General features: G+C 47.4%; 23 protein-coding genes and 1 pseudogene. 11 read left to right on the top strand and 13 right to left on the bottom strand.

The features are described 5' to 3' along the window. The 3 genes and pseudogenes from H6H02_RS27205 to H6H02_RS16895 form a co-directional block, all read left to right on the top strand. Positions 1 to 100 (top strand): annotated as a pseudogene (locus tag H6H02_RS27205) (IS630 family transposase); the annotation flags it as partial. 10 nt (positions 101 to 110) lie between these two features. Next, entirely contained in the window at positions 111 to 902 is a 792-nt protein-coding gene (locus H6H02_RS16900) for a protein kinase (protein WP_206757293.1), read from the top strand. A 258-nt stretch (positions 903 to 1160) separates the two neighbouring features. Beyond that, the gene (locus tag H6H02_RS16895; protein WP_190819806.1) at positions 1161 to 2273 is read left to right on the top strand and encodes a TRAP transporter substrate-binding protein; all 1113 of its coding nucleotides are present in this window, start codon (positions 1161 to 1163) and stop codon (positions 2271 to 2273) included. Between the two features lie 183 nt (positions 2274 to 2456). On the opposite strand, the gene H6H02_RS16890 is transcribed toward H6H02_RS16895, so the two are convergent. The 6 genes from H6H02_RS16890 to H6H02_RS16865 all read right to left on the bottom strand — a co-directional run bounded on the left by H6H02_RS16890 (position 2457) and on the right by H6H02_RS16865 (position 9441). Beyond that, the gene (locus H6H02_RS16890) at positions 2457 to 3794 is read right to left on the bottom strand and encodes a TRAP transporter large permease subunit (protein WP_190819803.1); all 1338 of its coding nucleotides are present in this window, start codon (positions 3792 to 3794) and stop codon (positions 2457 to 2459) included. Beyond that, positions 3778 to 4332 (bottom strand): TRAP transporter small permease subunit, encoded by a 555-nt coding sequence (locus tag H6H02_RS16885; protein ID WP_190819831.1) that lies wholly within the window; start codon positions 4330 to 4332, stop codon positions 3778 to 3780. The genes H6H02_RS16890 and H6H02_RS16885 overlap by 17 nt, the downstream gene beginning before the upstream one ends. Before the next feature lie 103 nt (positions 4333 to 4435). Next, on the bottom strand, positions 4436 to 5248 hold the full coding sequence (locus tag H6H02_RS16880) for a hypothetical protein (protein ID WP_190819801.1): 813 nt from the start codon (positions 5246 to 5248) through the stop codon (positions 4436 to 4438). Between the two features lie 85 nt (positions 5249 to 5333). Further along, positions 5334 to 6554 carry a M20 family metallopeptidase gene (locus H6H02_RS16875; RefSeq protein WP_190819799.1) on the bottom strand — a complete coding sequence of 407 codons (1221 nt, stop codon included), beginning with the start codon at positions 6552 to 6554 and terminating at the stop codon, positions 5334 to 5336. A 105-nt stretch (positions 6555 to 6659) separates the two neighbouring features. After that, a complete protein-coding gene (gene bioD / locus H6H02_RS16870; protein WP_190819829.1) occupies positions 6660 to 7340 on the bottom strand; it encodes a dethiobiotin synthase in 681 nt (226 codons plus the stop codon). A 91-nt stretch (positions 7341 to 7431) separates the two neighbouring features. Beyond that, positions 7432 to 9441, bottom strand: a complete 2010-nt coding sequence (locus H6H02_RS16865; protein ID WP_190819797.1) for a serine/threonine-protein kinase — start codon at positions 9439 to 9441, stop codon at positions 7432 to 7434. 58 nt (positions 9442 to 9499) lie between these two features. On the opposite strand from H6H02_RS16865, the gene H6H02_RS27675 reads away from it, so the two are divergent. Together H6H02_RS27675 and H6H02_RS16860 are read left to right on the top strand one after the other, a co-directional pair. After that, positions 9500 to 9634 (top strand): hypothetical protein, encoded by a 135-nt coding sequence (locus H6H02_RS27675; RefSeq protein ID WP_277922562.1) that lies wholly within the window; start codon positions 9500 to 9502, stop codon positions 9632 to 9634. Between the two features lie 403 nt (positions 9635 to 10037). Then, positions 10038 to 11030 (top strand): ribose-phosphate pyrophosphokinase, encoded by a 993-nt coding sequence (locus H6H02_RS16860; RefSeq protein ID WP_190819795.1) that lies wholly within the window; start codon positions 10038 to 10040, stop codon positions 11028 to 11030. Between the two features lie 67 nt (positions 11031 to 11097). Here H6H02_RS16860 and H6H02_RS16855 read toward each other — a convergent pair whose 3' ends face one another. The 3 genes from H6H02_RS16855 to H6H02_RS16845 all read right to left on the bottom strand — a co-directional run bounded on the left by H6H02_RS16855 (position 11098) and on the right by H6H02_RS16845 (position 13137). Then, positions 11098 to 11526 (bottom strand): NUDIX hydrolase, encoded by a 429-nt coding sequence (locus H6H02_RS16855; protein WP_190819793.1) that lies wholly within the window; start codon positions 11524 to 11526, stop codon positions 11098 to 11100. Positions 11527 to 11534: 8 nt separating this feature from the next. Next, complete coding sequence (locus H6H02_RS16850; RefSeq protein ID WP_190819791.1) at positions 11535 to 11990, bottom strand: DUF3531 family protein; 456 nt, start codon at positions 11988 to 11990, stop codon at positions 11535 to 11537. 127 nt (positions 11991 to 12117) lie between these two features. Further along, complete coding sequence (locus H6H02_RS16845) at positions 12118 to 13137, bottom strand: Sll0314/Alr1548 family TPR repeat-containing protein (protein ID WP_242040750.1); 1020 nt, start codon at positions 13135 to 13137, stop codon at positions 12118 to 12120. Positions 13138 to 13540: 403 nt separating this feature from the next. Here H6H02_RS16845 and H6H02_RS16840 point away from each other — a divergent pair, with 403 nt between their 5' ends. Together H6H02_RS16840 and rsmG are read left to right on the top strand one after the other, a co-directional pair. Continuing rightward, on the top strand, positions 13541 to 14215 hold the full coding sequence (locus H6H02_RS16840; protein ID WP_190819789.1) for an ABC transporter ATP-binding protein: 675 nt from the start codon (positions 13541 to 13543) through the stop codon (positions 14213 to 14215). Between the two features lie 77 nt (positions 14216 to 14292). After that, positions 14293 to 15063 carry a 16S rRNA (guanine(527)-N(7))-methyltransferase RsmG gene (rsmG, locus tag H6H02_RS16835; protein WP_199329275.1) on the top strand — a complete coding sequence of 257 codons (771 nt, stop codon included), beginning with the start codon at positions 14293 to 14295 and terminating at the stop codon, positions 15061 to 15063. Positions 15064 to 15085: 22 nt separating this feature from the next. Here rsmG and H6H02_RS16830 read toward each other — a convergent pair whose 3' ends face one another. After that, a complete protein-coding gene (locus H6H02_RS16830) occupies positions 15086 to 15640 on the bottom strand; it encodes a hypothetical protein (RefSeq protein WP_190819824.1) in 555 nt (184 codons plus the stop codon). A gap of 316 nt (positions 15641 to 15956) precedes the next feature. Between H6H02_RS16830 and H6H02_RS16825 the strand changes: the two genes are divergently transcribed. Both H6H02_RS16825 and H6H02_RS16820 read left to right on the top strand, forming a co-directional pair. Continuing rightward, entirely contained in the window at positions 15957 to 19196 is a 3240-nt protein-coding gene (locus tag H6H02_RS16825; protein ID WP_190819787.1) for a PAS domain S-box protein, read from the top strand. 250 nt (positions 19197 to 19446) lie between these two features. Further along, positions 19447 to 20625, top strand: coding sequence for a ferrochelatase (locus H6H02_RS16820; protein ID WP_190819785.1), 1179 nt, complete (start codon positions 19447 to 19449; stop codon positions 20623 to 20625). 133 nt (positions 20626 to 20758) lie between these two features. On the opposite strand, the gene H6H02_RS16815 is transcribed toward H6H02_RS16820, so the two are convergent. Next, on the bottom strand, positions 20759 to 21304 hold the full coding sequence (locus H6H02_RS16815) for an NADPH-dependent FMN reductase (RefSeq protein WP_190819783.1): 546 nt from the start codon (positions 21302 to 21304) through the stop codon (positions 20759 to 20761). 328 nt (positions 21305 to 21632) lie between these two features. On the opposite strand from H6H02_RS16815, the gene ftsH reads away from it, so the two are divergent. Beyond that, positions 21633 to 23546, top strand: a complete 1914-nt coding sequence (gene ftsH, locus H6H02_RS16810; RefSeq protein ID WP_190819781.1) for an ATP-dependent zinc metalloprotease FtsH — start codon at positions 21633 to 21635, stop codon at positions 23544 to 23546. Positions 23547 to 23811: 265 nt separating this feature from the next. Here ftsH and H6H02_RS16805 read toward each other — a convergent pair whose 3' ends face one another. Then, positions 23812 to 24540, bottom strand: a complete 729-nt coding sequence (locus tag H6H02_RS16805) for a M23 family metallopeptidase (RefSeq protein ID WP_190819779.1) — start codon at positions 24538 to 24540, stop codon at positions 23812 to 23814. A 263-nt stretch (positions 24541 to 24803) separates the two neighbouring features. Between H6H02_RS16805 and H6H02_RS16800 the strand changes: the two genes are divergently transcribed. Then, the gene (locus H6H02_RS16800; RefSeq protein WP_190819777.1) at positions 24804 to 25178 is read left to right on the top strand and encodes a hypothetical protein; all 375 of its coding nucleotides are present in this window, start codon (positions 24804 to 24806) and stop codon (positions 25176 to 25178) included. A gap of 3 nt (positions 25179 to 25181) precedes the next feature. Here the strand turns inward: H6H02_RS16800 and H6H02_RS16795 are convergent, their stop codons facing one another. After that, complete coding sequence (locus tag H6H02_RS16795; RefSeq protein ID WP_190819775.1) at positions 25182 to 26468, bottom strand: lipid-A-disaccharide synthase; 1287 nt, start codon at positions 26466 to 26468, stop codon at positions 25182 to 25184. Positions 26469 to 26652 lie beyond the last annotated feature (184 nt).

The raw sequence follows: 26652 nt of genomic DNA, 5'->3' as shown, positions 1-26652 counted from the left end.
TGCGCTGAAGAATTGGATGCGGCAACGCTGGGATGAGTTTGATAGCTTTCGCGATTGTGTTGACGCTGCTTTCAAACAATGTCCTAACGTATTTGCGTAACGCTATACCTGTGCTGAAATTCATCCATCAGCAGGGAGCCGTTCACCGGGATATCAAGCCAGAAAATATCATGCGCAGCAGGAATAACCAGCTAGTGCTGATAGACTTCGGCATTTCTAAAGAACTGAGTAGTACAGTGATGTCCATGGGGACAACTGTAGGAACCTTGGGATATGCGCCGCCAGAACAAATGACCTATGGCGAAGCGTATCCAGCGAGTGACCTTTATGCTTTGAGTGCAACTTGCATTCATCTGCTATCGGACGTTGTTCCAAATGAATTGTTTAACCCCCAGGAAAAACGCTGGCTATGGCAAGATGTGCTTGCATCACGCGGTACTTCTGTCAGCGAACAGTTAAGGCAAATTCTGGACAAAATGCTTAAGGTTGATGTATGGGAACGGTATCAATCAGTGGATGAGGTGCTAGAAGTTCTAAAGTTAGAGGTAGGAACAAATAGCCAGACCAACTTAAATCCTTCAATAATTGGAACTTGGCATGGTAAATTTAGTAACAAGCCTGCCAGTCTTATTGTTACCCATCAGTCAAATAACGCATTTCATGGAACTTTGACTGTCCAAGAGTGGATTGGTAAAAATAAAACTGATGTTGAAGTTTATTTTAATTCGCTAACCCATAAGATAATTATACGTGAGAGAGAAGTTGTTTCCAATTTAATACGAGGTTGGGAGTTAGTAGAAAATAATGAAGGAATTTTATCCTTAGACGGAAAGCAAATGATAGGTAAGGGTAAAGGTTACGGTTCATACTCATGGTTATTTTCTAAATCAGACCATAAGTAGTTTCATCAACTGTTTTTTACTAATTGAGTAGCATGGAAATCGCTTTAGAGATTTTCAAACAAACTCTGAGGTTTGATTGTCCAGTATTAGTGGATGAAGAACAGGCTCATAGTGTAGTCATATAAAAATTGTTTTTAAAGTGAAGATTTTAATCACAATAGTGCCAGTGTAAAAATATTTACGGCCAAGAAACTCTTATGTGTTCTAAAATACTAAATTTCTCTCAGATTAGGTTTTCTAGGTATTTAAGCAAAACTTATGAAACGAAGACACTTTGTCAGCAGCACTGCAATTGGAGCCGTTAGTGCGACGGCGCTGGGTGCCTGTAGCCGAACAGCCACACGCTCAGGGGTTCAAACCAATGCCCAGCCAAGAATTCGGTGGAGGATGGCAACCAGCTGGCCTAAATCCCTCGAAACCATCTTTGGGGGAGCTGATACGGTTTGCAAGCGCGTCAGCGAAATGACCGACGGACGCTTCACGATTACTCCCTTTGCGGCGGGTGAAATCGTGCCCGGTCTACAAGTTCTAGACGCCGTACAATCTGGCACTGTGGAGTGCGGTCACACTGCTAGTTATTACTATGTAGGGAAAAATCCTGCACTTGGTTTTGGTACAGCCGTGCCTTTTGGTCTAAATGCCCAACAGCAGAACGCATGGCTTTACCACGGCGGCGGACTGGAAGCGATGCACAAGCTCTACTCAGACTTCGGCGTTATCAACTTTCCGGCTGGCAACACTGGTACTCAAATGGGAGGCTGGTTCAAGCGAGAAATCAAGTCCGTGACTGATTTGAACGGCTTGAAGATGCGTATCCCTGGATTAGGCGGTGAGGTGATGAGCCGCTTAGGCGTCAATGTTCAGGTACTGCCAGGAGGCGAGATATATCTCGCACTTGACCGAGGAGCGATTGATGCGGCTGAGTGGGTTGGCCCACATGATGATGTGAAGCTAGGCTTGAATAAGGCAGCGCAGTTCTACTATTACCCAGGCTGGTGGGAACCTGGGGCAACATTAGAAATGCAGGTTAATCAGTTAAAGTGGCAGCAATTACCAAAGGACTATCAACAAGTCTTGAAAACTGCCACGATGGAAGCCAATCTAAATATGCTGGCTCAGTATGATACCTTGAATGCACAAGCTCTCACAGCACTAGTTGCTGGAGGGACAAAGCTAACGCCTTACTCTAAGGAGATTATGCAAGCAGCGGAGAAAGCATCCTTCGATTTGTATGAGGCAAATGCTGCTAAAGATGCTACTTTCAAGCAAGTTTACCAACAGTGGCAGAAATTTAGAGAGCAGGTTTACAAGTGGAATCAAGTCAATGAACTAAGTTTTGCAAATTTTACCTATCCTCAAGAAAAAAGTTAGAAAGTTGGGGTGGCATTTCAGGCTGATAAGTACAGGTTAGAAACTCCGCTCGACCGAGCTATCTTGACGATAGAATCAAGTTGCACGTTGGCAGGTTACAGGCAAAAACCTTCAATTGTTTAACTTTCAACCCTGGTTCAACCTTTCAACTTTCAAGGCTTTTTCAACTCTTCTTCAACTCTTCTAAAGACTGAGCGACGGTAAGAAGGTAACAATACCTGGAAAAGCAATAATCAACACTAGAACCAACAGTTGGAGCAGGATAAAAGGTATAGCACCCCGGTAGATATCGGTCGTGGTCACTTCCGGAGGTGCAACGCCACGGAGATAAAAGAGGGCAAAACCGAAAGGCGGCGTAAGGAAAGAAGTCTGTAAGTTCGCCCCTAAAACGACACCGTACCAGACGAGGTCGATTCCCAATTGTTGAGCAACGGGCACAAATAAGGGAACGATGATAAAAGCGATTTCAAAAAAATCGATAAAGAAGCCCAGTAAAAATACGACCAGCATACTGACGACTAAGAAGCCGGTTCTGCCGCCAGGGAGATTGGAGAGGACATCGAACATAAAGCGATCGCCATTGAGTCCCCGGAATACCAAACTAAATGCTGTTGAGCCAAACAAAATAAAAATCACCATGCTGGTGATCCGCATCGTGGCATCGCAAACCCGTCGTAATGCGTCCCAGCTCAACTGACGATTTGCAGCAGCTAACGCGATCGCTCCCACACATCCAACAGCACCCGCTTCCGTCGGCGTGGCAATGCCAAAAAAGATGCTGCCCAATACCAACAAAATCAACACCAACGGTGGCATCATCACCTTCAGCACGCGCAACCCCAGCGCTTTACCACCGATATCCCGCACTGAAAGCGGTAATGCTGGCGCTACCTCAGGCTTAAGAAATGCTACTATCACCACGTGTAGGGCGAAGGCACCCGCCATCATCAAACCCGGAATCACCGAACCGATAAACAAGTCCCCTACTGAAACACCTAGCTGATCTCCCAGCACCACCAGCACCACGCTGGGGGGAATAATTTGCCCTAAGGTACCAGAAGCGACAATCACGCCCGTAGCCAGTTCTTTGTTGTAGCCGTAGCGCAGCATGATCGGCAGGGAAATTAGTCCCATTGCGACCACCGTTGCTGCCACGACGCCGGTGGTCGCTGCTAATAACGCCCCCACCAAAACGACCGCTAAAGCAATCCCGCCCCGCAATCGCCCGAACAAGATCCCCATTGTTTCTAGCAACTGCTCAGCCACCCCTGATTTTTCCAGCATTGACCCCATAAAAATGAAATAAGGGATCGCGAGTAGCGTGTAATTCGCCATAATGCCGAAAATCCGCTGGGGCATCGCCGTCAAGAAAACTGGGTCAAATACGCCTAGTCCCACGCCCAAGACGGTAAATAGAATCGCCACACCCCCCAGAGAAAACGCCACGGGGTAGCCCAGCGACAGCAGGACTAAGGCACCGCCAAACATCATCGGGCCTAACCATTCATAGTCCAGGGTCATGCTGTTCCTCCTGGGGTGCTAGCTTGCCTGTGAAAATTGCAAAATTTTTAATCGCTTCGGAAATGCCCTGAAGAATCAGCAATACGAAGCTGACAATAATCATCGATTTAATCGGGTAACGAGCCAAACCACCGGGATCGGGGGAAATTTCTCGAATTGCCCAGGAACTTAGAATTGTGTCCCAGGAGAAGTAAATCACCATTAGACAGAACGGAATGAGGAAGAATAACGTTCCAAATAGGTCAGCTAACGCTTTCCACTTCCGGTTCCAGCGACTGTAGAAAATATCGACACGCACGTGTTCGTTGTGTTTTAGGGCGTAAGCGGCTCCCAACAAGAAAACCACGTCGAAGATATACCACTGAGTTTCAATAAAGGCGTTAGAAGTCAGGTTTTGTCCAATTAAACGCCCGATGTAGCGACCAGCGACGTTCCATACCCCGACCAGTACCATCAGCAGCACCAGCCAAGAAGTGAGACGCCCGATGCGTTCATTGATTGCATCGATAATTCTGGATATGCGTAGCAGTTGCTGCAATGCGTCATCCTCCCCAAGTACATGAAAAATCATCTCATTGATAGATGACACTTCAAGTACCTGCGTAAAGTATTTTTATAGGTTGCGGTTGCGGAGCGATCGCTTACATTCTCCCCATGACAATTCCCCAAAAATAATCCTCGAAGGGACCCTCAGCGGCGTCTACGTGCATCTTTCTCGCCCAAGTGTAGATGTCGAAGCTGATATGTCCGCTATCGTGGTACCAAGGTTTACCGGGTTGAATCACAATATTGCCTAATAGAGAAATCCAGTGAGTCGGGTAAGGCAGCAGAGGTGGTTTGTTGCTGAGTAACCCTTCAGCCGTAACCAAGGCAAATGCTACGCCACCGCTGGCGATGACTTCTGCGGCTTCGCGCATCGCATCAAATTCGCCATAAATATAGGTATGGGCGTATTTAAATTGGCGATAGCCCAGCACTTCTTTCACCCACCCTTTCATCTCCCAGGATTTCGTCATTCCACCCAAATTCCGAATGATATTGGGGGCGTTGGGTTCGACTGGAAAAATTAGGTTTTCGGATTCTCGCAAAGTTGCCAGCAGCATCCAATCTGCCATCCCCATCCGGAATCTACCTTGACTTTGGCGTAGTCTAGGTGATGCTTGGATAAATCGAGTTCTCGCTTGAAAACCGCCGGTTTCAAATAAACTGCGGCAAATTTGTACGTATCGGAGTGGCTGTTTGCGAACCAGCTCAAATACAATCGATGCTGGGCCACAAAAGGGTTGTCCTCCTTGATTTACTTGAAAAGGATCGATTAGACGCGATCGCATATCTGCAATGACTTGCTGTTTATCCAAACTGAGCCAAACACTGGGGGCGCTGGATTGCTCGAAGTCTGCGATCGCTTGCTGTGCTTGTTGCAAATCAGTTAAATTTGGCAGTTGAGAAGTCATCAGTACCTTATGGGATAGAAGAAAGATTGCAAGTAAGTTTCAGGTTGCAGATTATCACTCTTTAAACCTTCAAACTGATATTCCTTCAATCCTTCAATCCGCAAAATTTCTCAACACACCGGACGAATATCTCAACACCCATCCCTAATGCTGTCTCATCAAAATTAAATCGCGGATGATGGTGCGGATACGCTAAATTTTTTTCTACATTTGCCGAACCTAAAAAGAAATAGCAACCGGGTACAGCTTGCAAAAAGAAAGACATATCTTCGCCGCCCATTGTTTGGCATTCTGGCACAATTCCAATCGGAGTTTCTACCACACCTTCTGCGACAGAACGCACGAGTTCCGCCATTTTGGCATCATTAATTACCGGAGGATAAAGCCGCTTGTAGTCCAATTGATAAGTGGCACCGTGGCTTTGACAAACACCGGCAATAATCTGTTCAATCCGTTGCGGAATGAGTTCTCCCAGTACCGGATTAAAATATCTCACCGTACCTGTTAAGAAAGCCGTATCGGCAATTACGTTAAGCGCCTTGCCTGCATGAAGTTCCCCAACGGTAACAACGGCGGATTCCAGCGGCGAGACATTTCGAGCCACAATTGTTTGCAAAGCAGTAACAATATGAGCGCTGACTAAAATTGAATCAACTGTTTGATGAGGAATCGCACCATGCCCGCCTTTGCCTTGAATCGTGCAGCGAAAACCCTCTGTTGCTGCCATCAAAGCACCTGTACGGACTCCCACAGTGCCAAGAGGCAAATTGTTCCATAAATGCAACCCGATAATGCCATCTACCTGGGGATTTTGTAACACGCCTGCTTCAATCATCGGCTTGGCACCTCCTGGCCCTTCCTCAGCGGGTTGGAAGATAATTTTTACAGTGCCAGCAAAGTCATCGCGATGCTCAGAAAGATAGTAAGCCGTGGAAAGCGCGATCGCTGTATGTCCATCATGACCGCAAGCGTGCATCACTCCATCATGCTGCGACCGATAAGGCACATCATTCTCTTCTTGAATCGGCAGGGCATCCATATCTGCCCGAATTGCCAACACTTTACCGGGTTTATTACCAGTAATTGTGGCAACAATTCCAGTGTTTGCAATGCCAGTCTCATGTTTAATTCCCCATTCTTGCAATTTTTGGGAAACTAACTCGGCAGTTAAATGCTCTCGAAAGCCTAATTCAGGGCGCTGATGCAGCCGCCGCCGCAACTCCACCAGCATCGGCTGCAATGCTTGAATTTCCGGTCGAATCCGAGATGAATCAACAGAAAGAGGGCTTAAAGAAGTGGCAAACATTTTATTCAGACTCCAAAAATTTATGATGACGTAAAGGAATTAATCGGGTAGGGCGGCGTATCACCAAGACTTGATTACCTACCCTTGGTTATCTTTGAATTTTGGTTAAAGTGGCATCAATCGCTCGATATCTAAATCTGACGCAACTTGAGCGAGTTTACCGAGATCACTGAGGTCGCTCAGATTTGGCAGAATCCCAAAAACCGGGGTATTGGTTAAAGACTCAATCAAATCGATTGGACACCAATCGGCGATTTCTTGTTCGGTACGAGGTTGAACGCAATTCAGGACGATGCCTTTGAGGTGTACACCCGACTGACGAGAGAGGGCAACATTCGCAACCGCTTGGGCGATCGCTCCCAATCTTACCGGCACCACTAATACTGTTGGCAACCCCCAGTCCCTAGCTAAATCCGCCACCGTGAGTTCATGCGTAACCGGCGAACCCAATCCTCCCAGTGCTTCTATCAGCACAAAATCTCGCTGACGCCGCAGATTTTCCAACGCTTGCCAAGCTTTTCCTAAGTCAACACTCCTTCCTTCCCGTTCAGCAGCGATAGGAGGTGCTAAGGGTGCCTGGAAGTACAACGGATTAATTTCCTCTAAAGATTGATTCAGAGAAAATAATCGATTGTAAAGTTCTCTATCCCCAGTTCCCGACTGAATTGGCTTCATCATCCCCAAGCTTTTGGCAGGACAGTACATCTGCCAATAAGCGGCTAAAGCCGCAGTCAAAACTGTTTTCCCAGCGTCCGTATCGGTTCCAGTAATTAGTAGCGTGTTCAAAGTAGTTGTCACTCGTCAGTTGTCAGTAGAAGTTGGAAGGTTGCAAGGTTGGAAATCCATCTTCCAACGTTTACCCATGACCGATTACCCATTACCGAACACTAATATCTAGCGTAAAGGATGTATCTTCCGGGGCAATTACATCAATTTGATACTCTCCAGCGCGAGGCACCTGAGCTTGCCACGACAAAACGCCAGAGGCATCTTCCACCAGCGTGCCATCGGGATACCGAATATCTAAAGTTGCCCCACCCGGTTGAATGTCTGCCTTCAGTACCTGTCCTTGTTGCACATTTACCAGGTAACGCTTAATCCGCTGCGGACTGGTTTGAGCCGAAACTTGCACTCCCTGTTCACCGGGTGGGAAGGTAATTGGTTGAGTATCAAATTGACCCGCGGGAGGAGTAGGAGTGGGTGTCGGTGTCGGCGTTGGAGTGGGTGTAGCCGTTGGCGTTGGGACTGGGTTAGCAAGGCTAATCTGTAAGTTATAGTCGCTCTGAGGCAACCCCTTGATCGGAGCTAGCTGAATGGTGTAATTGCCGGTAAAGGGAAGCGTTCCTGTCCAACTTCGGACTCGCCTAGCATTGTTAGCAATTGGGTTTTGATCGGGTCCCAACACCGTCATTAAAACACCTTCGTCATTCAGCAGGGAATTTAATTGTTGATCTTGTTCTCCACGAATGATGTAGTTAAGAGTTTCGTTTCCTTTCAGATTTCCTTGTTTAGTCACCGTTTCACCGGGTACTAAGTTGAGTCGCTGACTATACGCCACTGGTTCTAAGCTGGGTGTTGGCGTTGGTGTCAGCGTTGGTGTCAGCGTTGGTGTCGGCGTTGGTGTTGGTGTGTCAGAAACTATCGGCGTTGGAGCGGGTTGAGGCTGCCGATTAATCACAAAGCTGACCAACGCCCAAGAACCCAGTCCGGCTAATAAAGCAAGACTGATTACAACTGCAAAGACAGCCCAAGGGTCTTCCCAAGTCGAGCGCTCGCGTGGTTCGGGAATCACTGGATCGGGGCGAGTTGGACGGTTAGAATTCGGATTGACCGGGTTTCTAGGAGAGTTTTGGTTAGGCGTCACCGGATCGGGTCGGCGTCCTACCGCCACCGTTTGTACCTCGGAAGTGGACGGACGGGGCGGTTGGGGGCTGGAAACTGGCGGTTGCGGGTTAACAGGTGGAGGTTGAAAAGTCGGTGGTGGAGGTTGAAAAGTCGGTGGTGGAGGTTGGATCGGTGGTGGAGGTTGAAAGGTGGGGGCTGTATTCGTCAGGGATTGGAGTGCTTGTACAACTTCTCCAGCCGATTGGTAGCGATCGCCTGGTCGATAATTCAACATCCGATTTAATACTTGGGCAAACCCATCGCTGACATTCGCCCACCTGCGCCATTGCCAGGTTAGCTGAGTAGCATCTAGCAATTCTGCTGGCTCTTTGCCTGTGAGCATTACCGCAGCCGTCGCCGCTAAAGCGTAGAGGTCGCTGCTAGGGTAAGCTTGCCCTGCCTGCATTTGCTCGCTGGGGGCATAACCGGGTTTCCCCACCGTTGTCGCCACTGGTCTGGTAACATCTAGTAGCTGAAACCGAGTTGCCAGCTCCTTAACCACGCCGAAATCGATCAGCACAGGCAAGCGATCGCTCTCTCGTAAAATAATATTGTCTGGCGCAATATCCCGATGAATAATCCCTTTAACGTGGATGTGCGCCAAGACGGGCAACAACTGCCGCATAAATTGCATCACTTCTGCTTCCGAGAAAGTGTTGCCCTGACTCCGACGCTCATCCAGCAGCATCCGATAAGTCTTCCCCTCTACATAGTCCTGCACCAGGAACAACCGCTGATCTTGCTCAAAAGTAGCCTGGAACTGGGGAATCTGCGGGTGCTGGATTTGGTAAAGAGTTGTCGCCTCTCGTTGAAAGAGTTCCCTTGCTTTCTCCAGGGCATAACCCGATTCTTGAGCAGGAATCAATTCTTTCAAGGCGCACCGTTCGTTAAAGCGCCCCTGATCTTCTGCTAGATACGTTCGTCCGAACCCTCCCTGACCGAGAATACCGATCAAGCGGTAGCGGTTTTGTAGAATCGTTCCAATGACAATAGGGGGTTGCATAAATCAAGGACTAACGGCTAGGGAAGAAGGTCAAGCAAGGTGCAATGATGACAAAGCTATGCTTGCTACCTTACCTGTTTGGATCTATTTTGGCAAAAGCGATCGCTCACCGTTCCCCGAGACGCCAATCTTGTCTGAATTAGACGATGGGGCGATCGCCGCAGCCATCAGCCCTACTTTCCAATGCAACTAATGGCGATCGCGTTCCGTTGGTGTATTTTTACTTTGCTTTGTCCTTATTAAAAAAATATGAATTATCAAAGCATTTTTCTGAAAATATGTCCTTTTGGCTTGCCTATGTGAGTCAATTTTAGTTTTTATCAGGAGAACTACGGAGACATTATCGATGCAATTTACTAAAGATTGCAAAAACGTAAGTCATTTTACGTAGATACCCATACTTAAGAAACCTGTATTGAGGACTTACGTTCTCAAACTGAAGACTAAAACTTTCTAAATTCTTGTCTATAGAGCAATTTTTTCGATATTCTGTAACAAGTGATTCAGATATTCATCCTTTCTTCAAAAATAAATTTTATAAGCCGATTCGGCGACAATGATAAGATTGCGATCGAAGTAGCTCTTGAGGGTCTGCTGTGCTCCGTTCTCCAACTATATCGCTTCAGCCTACGCTGCCACAAATCTCAGACAACAATCGTCTGCGACTGTTTTCTGGATCTGCCAATATACCCCTGTCTCAGGAAGTTGCTCGCTATCTAGGCATGGACTTGGGACCAATGGTTCGCAAGCGGTTTGCTGATGGAGAGCTTTATATTCAAATCCAGGAATCGATTCGAGGGTGTGATGTTTACCTAATTCAACCGACTTGCCATCCGGTGAACGATCACTTGATGGAGTTGCTGATCATGGTTGATGCCTGTCGCCGCGCCTCGGCTCGACAAATTACCGCAGTCATTCCCTATTATGGCTATGCGAGAGCTGACCGCAAAACAGCGGGACGCGAATCCATTACCGCCAAGCTGGTTGCGAATCTGATCACAGAGGCTGGAGCCAGCCGAATTTTGGCGATGGATTTGCACTCAGCTCAGATTCAGGGATATTTTGATATTCCCTTCGATCATGTCTACGGCTCACCTGCTCTAATTAACTATCTGGCAAATAAGCAACTATCTGACTTGGTTGTTGTTTCACCAGATGTCGGTGGTGTAGCTAGAGCCAGAGCATTTGCAAAAAAGCTAAACGATGCCCCGTTGGCGATTATTGATAAGCGTCGGCAAGCGCACAACGTGGCGGAAGTAATGAATCTGATTGGCGATGTTGAAGGCAAAACAGCCGTCTTAGTAGACGACATGATCGACACTGGCGGCACCATTTCAGAGGGCGCTCGGTTGTTACGTAAAGAAGGCGCTAGGCAGGTATATGCCTGTGCTACCCATGCAGTTTTCTCTCCACCCGCCATTGAGCGGCTCTCAAGTGGGATATTTGAAGAAGTGATTGTCACCAACACAATTCCAGTTCCCGAAGCAGATAGATTTAAGCAACTGACGGTACTTTCGGTCGCCAATGTGCTGGGCGAAACGATTTGGCGGGTTCACGAAGATAGCTCTGTCAGCAGTATGTTCCGATAAATCTTAACCCTCTAGGGATGTAATTTTTTTAGGTGCAGGGACATGGCAATGCCATGTCCCGACAGGATTACAAATAATCCAAAAATACTTCTGGGACTAATCGCAACTCGCCAGATTTAAACCGATTAATTTCTAACCAAAGTGCCGCTTTTTGGCGATCGCCTTCAGCAAAAATCGTTCGCTCAATCTGATAAAGCTTGGAATCGACAAAATCACATTGATACAGTTGAATGATTTCGTGACCAGGCTTACCGTTAAAAGTAAACAAATTTTCGATACAGCCAAGATATCGAATATTCGTTAATTCAGCCTGGATTTCTTCTTGAAATTCTCGTTGTAGTGCATCAAGGCTAGTTTCTCCAAAGTCAACGCCCCCCCCTAAGGCGCGATAAAATGTATTTTGCTTAACGGGGTCATAGCCTTCGGACATGAAAATGCGATCGCTATCTCGAATCAGCCCTAAGGCAAGCACCCGAATTTCACCTGATTTGTGCATCGTGTTTGTTAATTTTCGTTGTAACTAAAGGCAGCCCGACTTTCGCTACCTGCAACAGGCCAGTCTTCATTTTCGCCGCCAATGTACAAGCGTTCAATCGTCACGTATTCCTTGTTCAGCTGGTTGAGGGAGTTGATCAGGACATCAAGCGCGATCGCATCACTGGTTCCCAGATCGAGCCAGCATCTTGCCCATCCCCCTTCATACTCAAACTCGCCCATATTATGCATGAGCGAGACCATCGTGTTATCCGCTGCCTCAGAATCGTAATCCATGTAGCTGATATCTAAACCCGTATCCTGGACTTGGAGATTTTCTGCATTAAATCCTCCCAATTTCCCCAAGAAGAACCAGGAGTTAAACACCTCCTCGACATACTGCTTTTCCATCTCCGAGGGAACCATGCTGAACTCCAGCCAGATCCACAGATCGAAAGGGTTAAACTCGCGGAACACTACCTGCATATCAACTGTGAAGTATAAAGTGTAAAGGATGAAATTTGAGAAATCGGCTTCAATCCATTGTTTTGGAACCGCAAACTCATTTCATCCTTTCTTTCATCCTATCGTTTATACTTCATCCTTTTAGGCTTTATCCTCCCGTAATCCGGCGTTGTGCTTTATCGCGTTCTCGCTTCAGCTGTTTGACAACGTTCGCCGGGAGTTGAGCTTCTTTTGCGATCGCTTTGTCAAAATTCTCCACCGCCCGCTTGAACAAATCTTGGTTATTGTTTTTCTTCTTCCCTTGCTCAACCAGGATCTGCCCCTTGAGATAGAACAATTCTGGGTTATTTGGCGTGATTTGACTTGCCTTCTCAACAAATTCCCATGCCTTATCGTACTTCTTCAAGTCCCGATAGCCGACGGCAATTCCCCGATAAGCCAAATAAGATGGACTCGCTTTTTCTAAGCGTTCAATCGCTTGATTGGGGTTAGAAAATGGCAAATTCACCGCAATCATCAAATCCATATACCCCTTGAGCAAGTTGAGTTCTGCGTCATCAGGTGCGACTTTTTCAGCTTTATCGAGGTATTCAAATACCTGCTGCAATTTACTCAAAGCTTGCGGGCCACTTTTGATTGCATCTCGATTCGCGATCGCAATCGTATGAGCGCCTTGTAAAAAATGACCTACTGCGGTATAAAGATTTCCCCGCAAAGGATCGCTCGTTGTAAGCTGCTCAGCCGTTTGCAGCGTCTTGTCCGCGTATAATTTAAACTCATCCAATAAGGCTTGTTTTTGTTGCTTGCTCTCTGCACTTTCTCCTTTCCAGTCAATAGAGGAGTAGGTGAGAGACGCCTTCATTGCGTATGCTAGCGGTTCGTTGGGTTCCTGCGTTTCCGCTTGCTGTAGGTAACGCTTTGCTTCTAGATAGTTTCCCTTTTCAAAGATTGCCTTGAAAGCCGCTTCTGTACTGTCTCCAATATTACGAGGGTTGCTAGAGCGAAAAGGGTCATCCGCTAGACTAGGGCTAGAGCAAACGCTGACTGCCATCAGCGATGCGAGCAGAGCAAAACGTGCAGACGCTGGCGCGATCAAAGGCTTAGAGCAAATCGCGGGTGCATTTGCGATCGCAGAAACAATCTGCTTCGGAACCGAAAATCGATCCATTATCGTCATCCTCACAAAACCTTACGCTTGAGTGAATGCTGTCTCCAATGTTAAATGCTATCTAGTAATGCCAGAAAATATTCTGTTACCATCGCCCTTCGGCTCAACATTTAGAAACAACAAGTGTATAATTAGTCACTTCTGGATAAAAGAGAGTTAAATGCGTTTGACGCCGTTACTAAATTCCAGGTTCCGGAAAAATTTAGTTAATTTTTTTTAAATGCCAAGCATAAAAGTAGAAATAAAGAACTCCGGAATCGCGGATAAAACTTGTTTTGATAAAAAACAGGTTTCGGTCAGTTTTTCTTGTGCCGAATAATTTAAGTCAAAATTAAAGAAGGCTTTTGTGTTCCCAACTGGATGCCTTGACGAGTTCGCTTTCTATTTTCTATTCGGGTAATTAATGCTCTATCTCAAAAACCTGACTTATCACCCGCCGGCTGCCCCCACAGCGATTCTAAAAGCCCTTAATTTAGAACTGGCACCGAACAATCTGGGTCTTGTGATTGGCCCTAGTGGCTCTGGTAAAAGCACATTTTTAGAAATTCTCGCAGGTCTGGCGGAAAAAACGGATGGCGATCTCTACTGGCGAGACCAAGAACTAACCCCCGAACATCTGCAACAGTTGGGAGGATTAGTGTTTCAATTTCCAGAGCGGCATTTTTGTGGCGGGACAATTTTAGAAGAACTGCGGATGGGGCATCCAGAGCTGGGATCGGAGAAAGTCACGGAAGCTCTGCAAGAAGTAAATCTGGCACATCTACCATTACATACCTCACCGCATTCCTTGAGTGGAGGTCAACAGCGACGCCTTGCTTTAGCAGTGCAGTTAATTCGCCAACCTCATTTGCTGTTGTTGGATGAACCTACCGCTGGGCTAGATTGGTCAATGCGGCGTCAGCTAGTGAGTTTATTAGCAAAACTCAAAACCCATTGGACGCTGTTGGTTGTCACTCACGATGCGGGTGATTTGTTAGCGATCGCCGATCAATGCTGGACAATTAACCACGGAGAGTTGCACTCGGTGGAACCAGCGTCGTTAGCAGCCAAAGTAATTGAGCCGCAACCCGCAGCTTAAATGGGTTTGGATGGTTGTAGGGCGAAACCCTTCCTGAAGGGTAGGTTAAAAATTTAAAAAGTTGAAGGTTGGCGGTCATGGGTGAGATTGAGACGCTAATATTGCCGGAAATGGCAGATATCTGGCAGCAAACATTAGGTTGGCAGCCGGAAGCCGAACATAGGCAACAATTTCAGCGCCTTTACGAGCTAATTTTGGCAGGAAACCGCCAGCTAAATTTAACTCGCATCACCGAACCGACAGAGTTTTGGGAAAAACATCTGTGGGATTCTCTGCGGGGAATTGCACCCCTGTTATCCTCCAACTCGGAAGGGACAAGCGATCGCTTGTCCCTTCCCTCCGTCGAACGCGCCATCGATATTGGCACTGGGGGAGGCTTTCCGGGGATTCCCCTTGCGATCGCCCTCAGCGATTGCACCGTCACTTTACTCGATGCCACGCGCAAAAAAATCGCGTTTTTAGAAACTCTAATCGACCAGATGGGGATTCAAAATGCTGCTACTCTGACTGGTAGAGCGGAAGAAATTGGTCAACATCCCCACCATCGAGCTTCTTACGACTTGGCATTGGTGAGAGCCGTAGCGACGGCATCTGTCTGTGCAGAATATGCCCTCCCGTTACTAAAACTCGGTGGCTTAGCCATCCTCTATCGAGGACAGTGGACAGAAAAAGAAACCAATACTCTGAAACCAGCGCTTGTGCAATTGGGTGGTGTCATTGAGTCGATAGAAGGGTTTGCGACTCCTTGTAGTCATAGCGATCGCCACTGTCTTTATCTCCGCAAAGTGGCACCCACACCGAAGGAATTTCCGCGCACTGTCGGCTTACCTGCTCAAAAGCCACTTTAAGCAGAAGTTGCCAGATTTGCTCTTATCCATTGCCGTAACGCTGCAACAGGCTAGTTAAAAACTCAGCAGCTGTGGTGTAGGTTCGCGTTTCCGCTTTTCCCTTTACTGAAAGTACCCACCAACCTTTGGCAGTTTGAGGCGATCGCCATAATTCTAAATGCTCCACTGGTGGATCGGCATAGAAACTCTCTTCGCCACTTCCTAGTACCGCCGAACTCCAGTGTGTAAAGTAATCGTGGCTGAGCCGGTGGATGGGAAAGTTACCAGACAAAGGCATACCCCAGCCATCTAGCGCAATCAAAGCTTTAACTGTTCCTCCCGATAGCTGCCACAGCCAGGCCGCTCCAATTGCACCGACAACACCGGCACTGAAGCTAATAAAGATTAGTGGCGATGCTTGTGGATTGGGCGAACCAAGATTTACGCACAAATAATTGTAAATATCAGCCGCTGAGTAAGCGGGGAATTCTTGAACCGGAAAAATCAACAGGTTCTCTCTCTTTTTCGGCTGTAATTCTTCCAGAAAACTCTGTGTTAGCGCTGGATCGTGGATACCTGGGCAAATAATGACGCTCATCATTTCTAAGGGTTGGGGGCAAATGATGATGAGCATCAGTTGGATCGTTAGAATACCTTACCGATAAAACATCAGTCATTGGATATAAAAAATTTTATAAAAAGCTTTGACGAGGGTGCAAGCAGAATCTATAGATTTCAAGAATTAGCAAGTCAGGACTTACGCGCTTTAGCTGAAGACATAAACTGTCTGTCCCTATTATGTTGCACTTATATGTAACAAAAAATGAAAAAAGATGGTGGCTGTACGTGGCAGTGGCGGAATTCCTGAAAACAAGCCCAACACCGTTCAGTTGGATTCAGGAAACACTTAGCAAATGAGACAGAAGAAGATAACAGCGCTTCAGCGAAATCTAGCGATCGCTAAGTGTATGCCCCTATGGCTGCTTGCTTACAAAGGATATGCGGTGGCGTCGCGACGGCTACCCTTCCTGGTTGGCATCGGGGTTTCGATTGCGGCGCTGTGTCTCTGGCAAGGACTAGAAGCACTAGAACGCGATCGCATTCAACAGAAAATTGACTTAGAAGCCGAGAGTATAAAAATCGAACTCACCGGGGAAATGGAGGAGCGATTTTTAGCACTGGTTCGCATGGCAAAGCGTTGGGAAAATGCGGGGAAACCATCTCAGCAAAATTGGGAAGCAGATGCAACGCTTAATATTCAGCACTTCAGCGGCTATCAAGCGATTGAATGGGTAGATCCGGAATTTAATGTGCGCTGGGGTATAACCTCAAAGGAAAATGGGGCGGCTCTTCAGTCAAATATTCCGATACAAGAGCAGCGACAGTTAGTCGTAGAAGCCGCCAAAAACCAAATGAAGCGAAACGTGATCGATACTCCGTATACGCTTAGGCATTCTATCAATTTAGTAGAAGGAGACCAGGGTTTTCTGGTTTACGTGCCCTTGTTTGCGAGAAAGCAGTTCGACGGCTTCATTCTCGGTATTTTTCAAAATCAGGAATTGTTTAACAGTATCCTGCACCCAAAAATTTCCCCAGGATACGCGATCGCAATTTACCAGGACGATACAGAAATCTACCATCGCCACGATCCGAGTAGTCAGTACCCAAAGGAATGGAGACAAGATGTTTCCTTAGACTTAAATGGCGTGAATTGGCGCTTACAGATATGGCCTGAGGAGAGTTTACTTGACCAAGAGAATTCTCGTCTCTCAGAAGTTGTATTAGTCGCGGGATTACTGATGGCTTTCTTGCTGGCATTGGCAGTGCGTCTTGCTCAAGCAGCGCAGCGCCGTGCCAAGCAAGTTGAGACGATTAACCAAGGTTTGGCAAAGGAAATTAGCGATCGCCAAGCAGCGGAAGAAGCGCTACGGGAACGCGAATCGATCCTCCGTAGCTTCTATGACAGTGCGCTAATGATGATGGGCATTGTCGAGGTTCTGGATGATGACATCATGCATCTTTCAGATAATGCAGCTTCCGCTCAGTTTTTTGGGCTGAAGCCGGAAGCAATGCAGTATCAGTTTGCGAGCGACATGGGGATTCCCCTAGAATACCGATGCGAGTGGATTCGCCACTATCGTCAAAGCGATCGCACCGGCACTCCGATCCGCTTCGAGTATCTTCACAAAACTGCCACCGCTCAAAAGTGGATGTCTGCCACTGTCTCTGCCATTCCCAAAACACAAGGGAGACAGGCGCAATATTCCTACATTGTTGAAGATATCACCGAGCGCAAGCAAGCGGAGGAAGCACTACAAGCCTCAACTAGCTTGCAACGAGCAATTTTTGATAGCGCTAACTACACGATTATTTCTACTGCCCTAGACGGCACTATTCGCAGCTTTAATGCCGCCGCTGAGAAATGCTTGGGATATGCTGCTTCTGAGGTGGTTGGAAAAAAAACACCGGCAATATTCCACGATCAAAACGAAGTGGTGCAACGTGCCCAAGAGCTTTCCAAGCAACTTGGCGTTAGGATAAAACCTGGATTTGAAGTATTTATTGCCCAAGCGCGTCGCGGTAACGTAGATGAGAATGAATGGACTTACATCCGCAAGGATGGCAGTCGCTTCTCGGTGCTGCTGTCAGTAACCGCTTTGCGGGATATTGAAGGCAATATCACGGGTTTTGTAGGAATTGGCAGTGATATTACTAACCGCAAAGCGGCAGAGGAAGCATTGCGGGAAAGCGAAGAGCGATATCGGGACTTGTTTGAAAATGCCAACGACCTGATTCAGAGTGTTGCGCCGGATGGGCGTCTGATTTACGTTAACCGTACCTGGCAAGAAACTTTGGGATACAGTGAGGCAGAAATTGCGCGAATGTCAGTGTTTGATGTGATTCATCCAGAATATCAGGCACGCTCTCAGGAATTTTTTCAACGAATCAAAACCGGCGAAAAGCTCGATCGAATTCAAACCGCATTTATTACCAAAAATGGCAGAACAATTTGGCTCGACGGGAGCATCAACGCTAAATCAATCGATGGAGAATTAGTTTCCACTCGGACTATTTTCCGCGACATTACCCAACGCCAGCAAACTGAGGAAGCGCTACAGCAAGCCAACCAGAAACTCACCACCTGGGTAAAAGAACTCGAACAACGCAACCGCGAGATCGTGCTGCTGGGTGAAATGAGTGAAGTGTTGCAAGCTTGCATGACAGTTGAAGAAGCATACACCGCGATCGCGCAACTCGTACAACCCATCTTCCCCGATGTATCTGGTGGGATTTTTGTCACCAGCGCCTCTAGAAAACTGGTTGAGTCTGTCGCCTCTTGGGGTGCCCTACCGAGTCACAAACTCTTTGCCCCGGATGAATGCTGGGCACTACGCCGGGGTCGCTCTCATTTGGTTGAAGACTCACGCGCCGGTTTGCTCTGCAAACATATCCATCCGCATCCAGCGCCTGCTCATTCCCTGTGCGTCCCGATGATGGCGCAAGGAGAAGCAATGGGCATCTTATATTTAAGCGCTCAAGTAAGCGCTCAAGCGTCGGGACAATTAACTGAAGCTAAACAACGCTTAGCAGTGACAGTCGCCGAAAATATTGCCCTAGCACTAGCCAATTTATCACTACACGAAACACTACAAAAACAAAGTATCCGCGACCCTCTGACAGGTTTATATAACCGACGTTATCTGGAAGAGTCCCTCGTGCGGGAAATTCATCGAGCTGAGCGCAAACAGCAACTTTTGGGGGTAATTATGCTCGATGTTGACCACTTCAAGCGTTTTAATGACACCTTCGGGCACGAGGCAGGCGATACGGTGTTACGGGAACTAGGGCTTTTCTTAAGACAGCAGATTCGAGCATCAGATATTGCCTGTCGCTACGGCGGCGAGGAATTAACGCTAATTCTGCCAGAGGCATCGTTAGAAGATACCATTGCTCGTGCCGAACAATTGCGAGAAGGCGTCAAACACCTTCAGGTACAATCTCGGCGTCAGCAACTGGGTGCGATCTCGATCTCCCTGGGAGTTGCTTGCTTCCCGATTCACGGCAATACGGGAGAGGCAGTCATTCATGCGGCGGATGCGGCACTTTATGAAGCAAAGGCTCAAGGACGCGATCGCGTTAGCGTCTGCGGCTAGATGCAGCTCTTCGTCCCATCACTCACTTCTGACTCTATCAATCATTGGGTGGATGAATTGCACCTCAAAACTCGCTGCAATATTATTTAACTACTAAATTTTTTAGCCTAATCCCCCCATAGGGGATGTTAACCTAAAACTGTTAACCTAAAACAAAGAGTGGTGCTTTGCGGGGATTGAATCTGTACGACAACGCGATCGCCCCAGTTTCCACTCTAATGTAGACACCATTCAAGTTGAGGAACGCGACTTGGTAGCCACCCCAGAAAAACTTCAACAAAATAACGATTCAGCAACTGGTAACGACCGCATAGCCGTATTGCTGATGGGCTATGGCGAAGTAGAAAGCTACGACGACTTTGCCAACTACAACGAACAAGCGTTAAATCTACTCACCGCTAAGTTTGCGCCGGTACCCACCTGGATTTATCCACCACTCGCAAAGCTTTTGGCAATCTTTGACCTGCACGAGTGGAACCACCAGCACGATCATTTTATTTCCCCTCACAACGCAATTTTTGAACAGCAACGGGTGGGGATAGAAAAAAATTTACAAGAAAAATGGGGCGATCGCGTTAAAGTTTTCAAAGCCTTTAACTTTTGCGCTCCCTTCCTTCCCGAACAAGTTCTCGCTGAAATCAAAGAGCAGGGGTTTGACAAACTGCTGATCTACCCGCTCTTAGTGGTAGATTCTATCTTCACCAGCGGGATTGCGGTCGAGCAGGTGAATAATGCTCTTTCCAAACTATCTGACGGGAGCGAACACTGGATTAAGGGACAGCGCTATATTCCCTCTTTCTACAACGAACCCGCCTACATTGAGTTGTTAGCGCGTCTAGTAGAAGAGAAAATTGCCCGCGATTTAGCAGTCGCGCACCTACCGTCCCAAACTGCCATCGTCTTGATGAATCACGGTTGTCCTCATAAAGCCAAAGGATTTACCTCTGGCATTACTGAAAGTGAGGCACTCTACGAACGAGTTAGAGAAAAGCTGATTAATAAATATCCGCTGATTTCGGTGGGTTGGCTCAACCATGACACGCCTCTGATTGAATGGACTCAACCTAATGCCACTCAAGCTGCTGAAAATCTAATTCTGCTGGGTGCTACCTCCGTCGTCTTCATGCCGATTGGCTTTGCTACCGAGAATCACGAAACTCTGCTAGATGTAGACCACATCCTGCATAGCTTACGGCGTCGGCATCCTGAAGTGACTTACGTACAAATGGCGTGCGTTAACGACCATCCAGAATTTTTAAAGATGGCGGCAGAATGGGCGCATCCTCAGATTGAAGCCTTATTTTCAGAACAAGCTCTTTCCGTTAATCCTCAGATGGCGGCGATGCAAGCTCATACCCATGACCACCACGATCATGGTCATCACCATGACCACGGTCATCATCATGACCACGATCACCACCACCATTAAATAATCTGGTGTTTTTTAACGCCCAGAACAACAAAGAAAATTGCAAAGGTACGCAAAGAAAATTATCTCTGCGTACCTTTGCGATTTCCTTGGCGCACCTTTGCGTCAAAAAGTCTCCGATTGAAACCCAAAACTAGGCAGCCTTTCTCAGTTTTTGGGTACTTTCTACTAAACTTTTAGCAAACTCATCAAAGCGTTGAGAGAGTTTATCATCTAGCAAGTTCCCATTAGCATCAAAAGCTTTCCAAGCTTGTCCAATGGCAATTTGTTCCGGAATTACCCAAGCATGAACCCAACGCATAATTACCCGCAGATCGTTGAGAGCGTTACTATTTGACTGACCTCCCAAGACACTAATTAAACCTGTAACTTTATCACTGAGTTGGTCAAAGCTCATCAAATCCAGGGCATTTTTCAGCACACCGCTGACACTACCATGATACTCAGGGGTTGCCAAAATTAAGCCATCTGCCTCAGCGACTGCTTTCCGCATCTTTGCAACATCCGGAAAGTCTGGAAATTCCTTTTCCCCGTTACAAAAAGGCAGATTCATTTGCCGCAAATCAAGAACTTCTACCTCAGCACCAAGCGATCGCACTCGCAAAGCTGCCAAATTTAGAGCCAGCTGACTTTGAGATTCAGCCCGTAAACTCCCGCCAATTCCCACAATTTTGACCATACAAATAAGCCTCTATGAAGATGAAAACAAGCTTTAGTAACCGCAAAAATAGTTAATCTCCAGTAATTCGCTGCTACCAATAGGTTCGGTGGAAAAATTTACTTAAAACACTAAAGCGTACTCGTTATGAATACGTACAAGATAACAAGTTCCACCCAACTTCGTCAACAAAGCAGATAAAACCAGCAAACCGATTCTCGGCAAGGCTGGAATCGAGACAGTTAAACTAGAGGATGGAAGGTCTGCTCAACTCCTGATTTAGGCAGATTCCTCTGGAAATCCAGCAACCTAGGAGTTGAGTCCAAGCAGCAGGGAAAGGGCAAGTGTTATGAACAAAAATTCTGGGATCGAAGCATGGATAGGGGAGCGACCGACAAAAAGGTCTAAGGAAAATTCCGCTAAACCAGCACCACGACGCTTCTGGCAAGTCGCCGCCAGTTTGATGATTTTTCAGGGGATGCTGCTGAGTCCTCCTGCCCTCGCTAAGGCAGAGCAGAATACCCTCTCCTATGGCGATTTGTTGCAAAAACTTGAGGCGAACCAAGTCACCAAAGTGGAAATTGACCCAGCCACCCGGATGGCTAAGGTTCGATTAACGGGACAAAAACCGACCGATCCGCCGCAAGAGGTGATGCTGCTAGAGCAAAACCCAGAATTGATCGAACAAATTCGCAGCAAAAATGTCGAACTTGATGTACAACCTTCGACTGATAACACCGCAGCGGTGGGAGTAGCGGCAAACTTACTATTACTCTTCTTCTTACTGGGAGTATTAATGTTTATTTTCCGTCGTTCTAGCAATGCCTCTGGGCAAGCCATGAACTTCGGCAAGTCAAAAGCCAGATTTCAGATGGAAGCCAAAACCGGCGTCAAGTTTGACGACGTTGCCGGGATTGAAGAAGCCAAAGAAGAACTCGAAGAAGTCGTCACCTTCCTCAAACTACCCGAGAAATTTACCGCCGTAGGTGCAAAAATCCCCAAAGGCGTCCTGTTAATTGGACCTCCCGGAACTGGGAAAACATTACTCGCCAAAGCGATCGCCGGGGAAGCCGGGGTTCCTTTCTTCAGCATCTCCGGCTCGGAATTTGTGGAAATGTTCGTCGGCGTCGGTGCATCCCGCGTCCGCGACTTATTCAAAAAAGCCAAAGAAAACGCTCCCTGCTTAATCTTCATCGATGAAATCGACGCCGTCGGACGGCAACGGGGGGCAGGCATCGGCGGTGGGAACGACGAACGGGAACAAACCCTCAACCAGCTGCTGACAGAAATGGACGGGTTTGAAGGCAATACCGGGATTATTATCATTGCTGCGACCAACCGTCCCGATGTTCTGGATTCAGCGCTGTTGCGTCCAGGACGTTTTGACCGACAAGTGATGGTGGATGCACCGGATCTTAAAGGGCGTATGGCAATCCTGGAAGTTCATGCGCGGAATAAGAAAATCGCTCCCGAAGTCTCGCTGGAAAACATCGCGCGACGCACCCCAGGCTTTACAGGTGCTGACTTAGCAAACCTACTCAACGAAGCTGCCATCTTGACCGCCAGACGGCGGAAAGACGCGGTTACAGAGCTAGAAATCAACGACGCCGTTGACCGGGTGGTAGCGGGTATGGAAGGCACGCCGCTGGTGGACAGCAAGAACAAGCGATTAATTGCCTATCACGAAATCGGTCATGCCGTGATCGGCACTCTGTTACCCGGTCACGATGCGGTGCAGAAAGTCACTCTTGTGCCACGGGGTCAAGCGCGGGGGCTGACCTGGTATACTCCGGGTGAAGAGCAGGGCTTGTTTTCGCGATCGCAGCTGCTGGCTCGAATTACCGGAATCCTAGGCGGACGTGCGGCGGAAGAAGTCATTTTTGGCGACGACGAAGTAACGACGGGTGCCTGGAATGACTTGGAGAAAGTGACATCGCTGGCGCGGCAGATGGTCACGCGCTTTGGAATGTCCGATTTGGGGCCGCTGTCGTTGGAAACCCCGAATGGGGAAGTATTCTTAGGTCGAGATTGGGGGAGCCGTAGCGAATATTCTGAGGAAATTGCGACTCGCATTGATACTCAAGTCAGAACAATTGTTGAGCATTGCTACAACGAAGCTTGTCGGCTGATTTTACAAAACCGAGTCTTAGTAGACTATCTGGTTGATCTTCTATTAGACCAAGAAACGATTGAGGGCGATCGCTTTCGTCAAATTGTAGCTGAACGCACCCCAGTGCCCAAGAAAGAGGTAGCACTTCCTTAATTATCTTAATTAAGAGTGCTTGTTCTTTAAACAGAACACTTATCTATCTAAAAGAACCCGTTTTCTTAAAGAAAACGGGTTCTTTTTTACGGTTCTAATGAGTAGGGACATGGCATTACCATGTCCCATATTGCGGTTCTAACCTTCAATAAGGACCATGCCATGTCCTTATTGATGTATCGCGATTGATGTGTTGCACCCAACCCTTGAAATACTTTAGTCTTCGGCTCAATCCTTCTCACCTAAGAAAATGTTGCCACGTCAATCAATAATCGATCGTTCGTTGCCCCTGACGTTTCCACCACGATGTCTGACTTCTAGACGGTTGAAGCAAACGTTGCCCAACTTGCCGAACATTACCGGGTTGTTGAGCATACATCGCTTTGAGAACCTGAGCCGGATCTACATAGTTATTGCCATACTTTAATCCCCAATGGAGATGAGGCCCAGTAGTCCGCCCAGTCATTCCTACCCGACCAATCCGGGCACCTGCTGGCACTTGCTGCCCTTCCCAAACGATAATACCGCCGCTGCGATCGATGAAATAACGACCGCCATTAGCGGTTTCTACGCCTCCTTTCATGTGACAGTAGACGTGCCGCCATGCCCCGGACTCGACAGTAATTGAGGTGCCACAAAGTCTATCTTGTGAGACTTTCACGACTTTCCCCCCCCACCAGTTACGAATGTAACTTCCGTCCGGTGCAGCGATATCTAAACCCCGATGAAATTCTAAACCGCCAGAACCAGAGGGAGAGCGACGGTAGCCAAATGGAGAACTATAGCCTTGAAAATTTTCGACTGGGAAAGATGCCCCTTGCCAGCTGCTGCCAGTTGATGCTGCAATTGTTCTAATTTCCAATGCCTTAACTGATTCTGGCTGAAATTCTACTACTGGCATCAATCCGGCTAAAGTCAGCCCTAATAAACAGAGAAATCGTCTTGGATGGAGAAAGCGGTTTTGAAGGTTTGGTGGTATAGACCCTTGCTGCATTGCTTTACTCTTCGTTTGCCCAAATTTAAGATCGATAACTGAGAAATGGGGTGATTACCCACGCAGCCAATTAACCGAAAAATTATACTTCAGATTGGTGCCGTGTCAAGTCTGGCAGTCAAGTCTGGAGCTGGGGTCTGTCTCAGGGGTGAAATTATCGGTAATTTACGAGTTTTCTAGGAAGTGATGAACAACCTATATTCACGGATTCTTGACTTTTGTTAAAATCCCTGAAGAGTAACTACTATAGTGTTGTAAAACCCATGCTGATTGAAATTCTACCGTTTAGATTCGAGCTGAATGCGACAGCGATCGCGGGTGCAGGTCTATGGTCGCTGGCTTTATATCTCGGTTGCTCTCCGGTCAGCGAATGGGTGATGGAGCAAATTAATCGCTGGTTTAACTTCGCTGAGCGATCGCTCTACACTTCCCAGGAAGAGTTTGAAAGAACCCGCAAGGGTAGAGAAGCTCAAAACGCCTTTTATGCTTCTATTTTCAGCATTGTGCCTTTTTTCCTAATTGGCGCGATTTGCAATTATGGGGTAGAACTGGGCTTGGGAAGCAGCTGGGCAATCAGTATGGGAATGCTTGCTTGTGTCGGTTGCGGGATCTACGAACTGGGACGTCGTAGCGCTTAAAAATTAAGCATTTTGTTCTAACTCCTCGCAGACCAACTTTGCCAGTTTTTGGGCAGCACCCGCCTCACCTCGAATGCTGCGGAGGCGATCGCGCATTTCCTGTAATTTTTCAGGATGATTTAAATAGTCCAAAGCCAACTCTGCAACCTCTGACGCTTGAAGCTTACCGACTAATTCTGGAACTACCTGCTTTTTTGCCCAAATATTAGGCCAGGCATATAAATGCCCTTTTCGCAGGACTTGTTGCATGATGATCCAGTTGATTGCTTTGGCAAAACTAGAACCGAAAACTGGCAAATTTGCCAGTAATCCCGGCAATCCATCCCAGCTTCGCATCGCATCCAGTTGTTGAGTCGGTAATAAGACAATCATCGGGATGGCTAAGGCGGCGAGTTCAGCGGTATTGGCTCCCACGGTCGTAAAACACAGAGAACACTGGGATAGTAAGTCATAAGCTGGCGATCGCGTCCACAGTTCCACTCGCAATCCTGCCGCTGTTTTGAAATACGGAAGTTCTGGCGGATCGGGAATTATGAGTTCTGCTGTGGCACCTTTCACTAACTCAATCACTGGATTTTGCTGAGGATCGGCAAATCGAGCTAAAGTTTTTAGATCCAAAGTCGGCGCGACGGGAATCACAAAGCGGCTTTGGGGACGGTTAGCATAAATGCATTCTGCGATCGCTAAGCACAACGGCACCCCTTGAGCCAGTTTCGCCGGTTTTGACCCAGGCAATAACCCGATCGTTTCGCCAAGATAGATTGACTCTTGAATTTTTAATTTTTCATTTTCAATTTTTAATTCCCCCGCTTCTGCCATCAAATCCCCAACGACAGAGAGCTTGTGGGCGTATTTCTGAGGAACGCGGGCAACGAGTTCCGGTTTCATCACCCCAAATCGGTCAATCAAACTGTACCAACGGGCATCCCACTCGGCATAGACAACCGTGCGATAACCCAAGCGTCTGCCAATGACGACGGGAAAAATTTGATCTCCACCCAGAAATACAACCACACCGCGATCGCGCCAATCCCAATTTTCTGCCGTCTTTCCCCACATTAAGAACTCCCAGAAATTTGCTGCCCCCTGGACGCGGTCAACTTGCGGGTAAGACTGGGCAATTTCTGCTTCTTTCCCACTCGCATTGGGACACGGGGAAAGAACTACCGAGATCCTCACTGCTGAACGGTCATTCCCAAGTTGTTCCCGTAAAGCCTTCACCACAGGTCGCACCCAAGTCGCTAACTCCCCAGGGCCATTGGAAAGAATCAAGATATCGAATGTTGGCATTGCGGACTTCCCCAAGACTTAATAATTTTTTACAAAAACTGAGCAAGTACTTCTTTATTTGTCAATAAAAATAAAAAATTGTTAAGAAGTTTTTATCGAATTGTGTCAGATAATGCCCAAACCCCTCACTGGGTAAGCATTTTTTGGTAAAAACACTTCATAAGCCAATCAATCATCAGAACCC

The organism is Coleofasciculus sp. FACHB-1120, from assembly GCF_014698845.1.
Lineage (GTDB): Bacteria > Cyanobacteriota > Cyanobacteriia > Cyanobacteriales > FACHB-T130 > FACHB-T130.
Note: the sequence above shows the minus strand (reverse complement) of the source record. Positions and strands in the feature narration are given on the sequence as shown.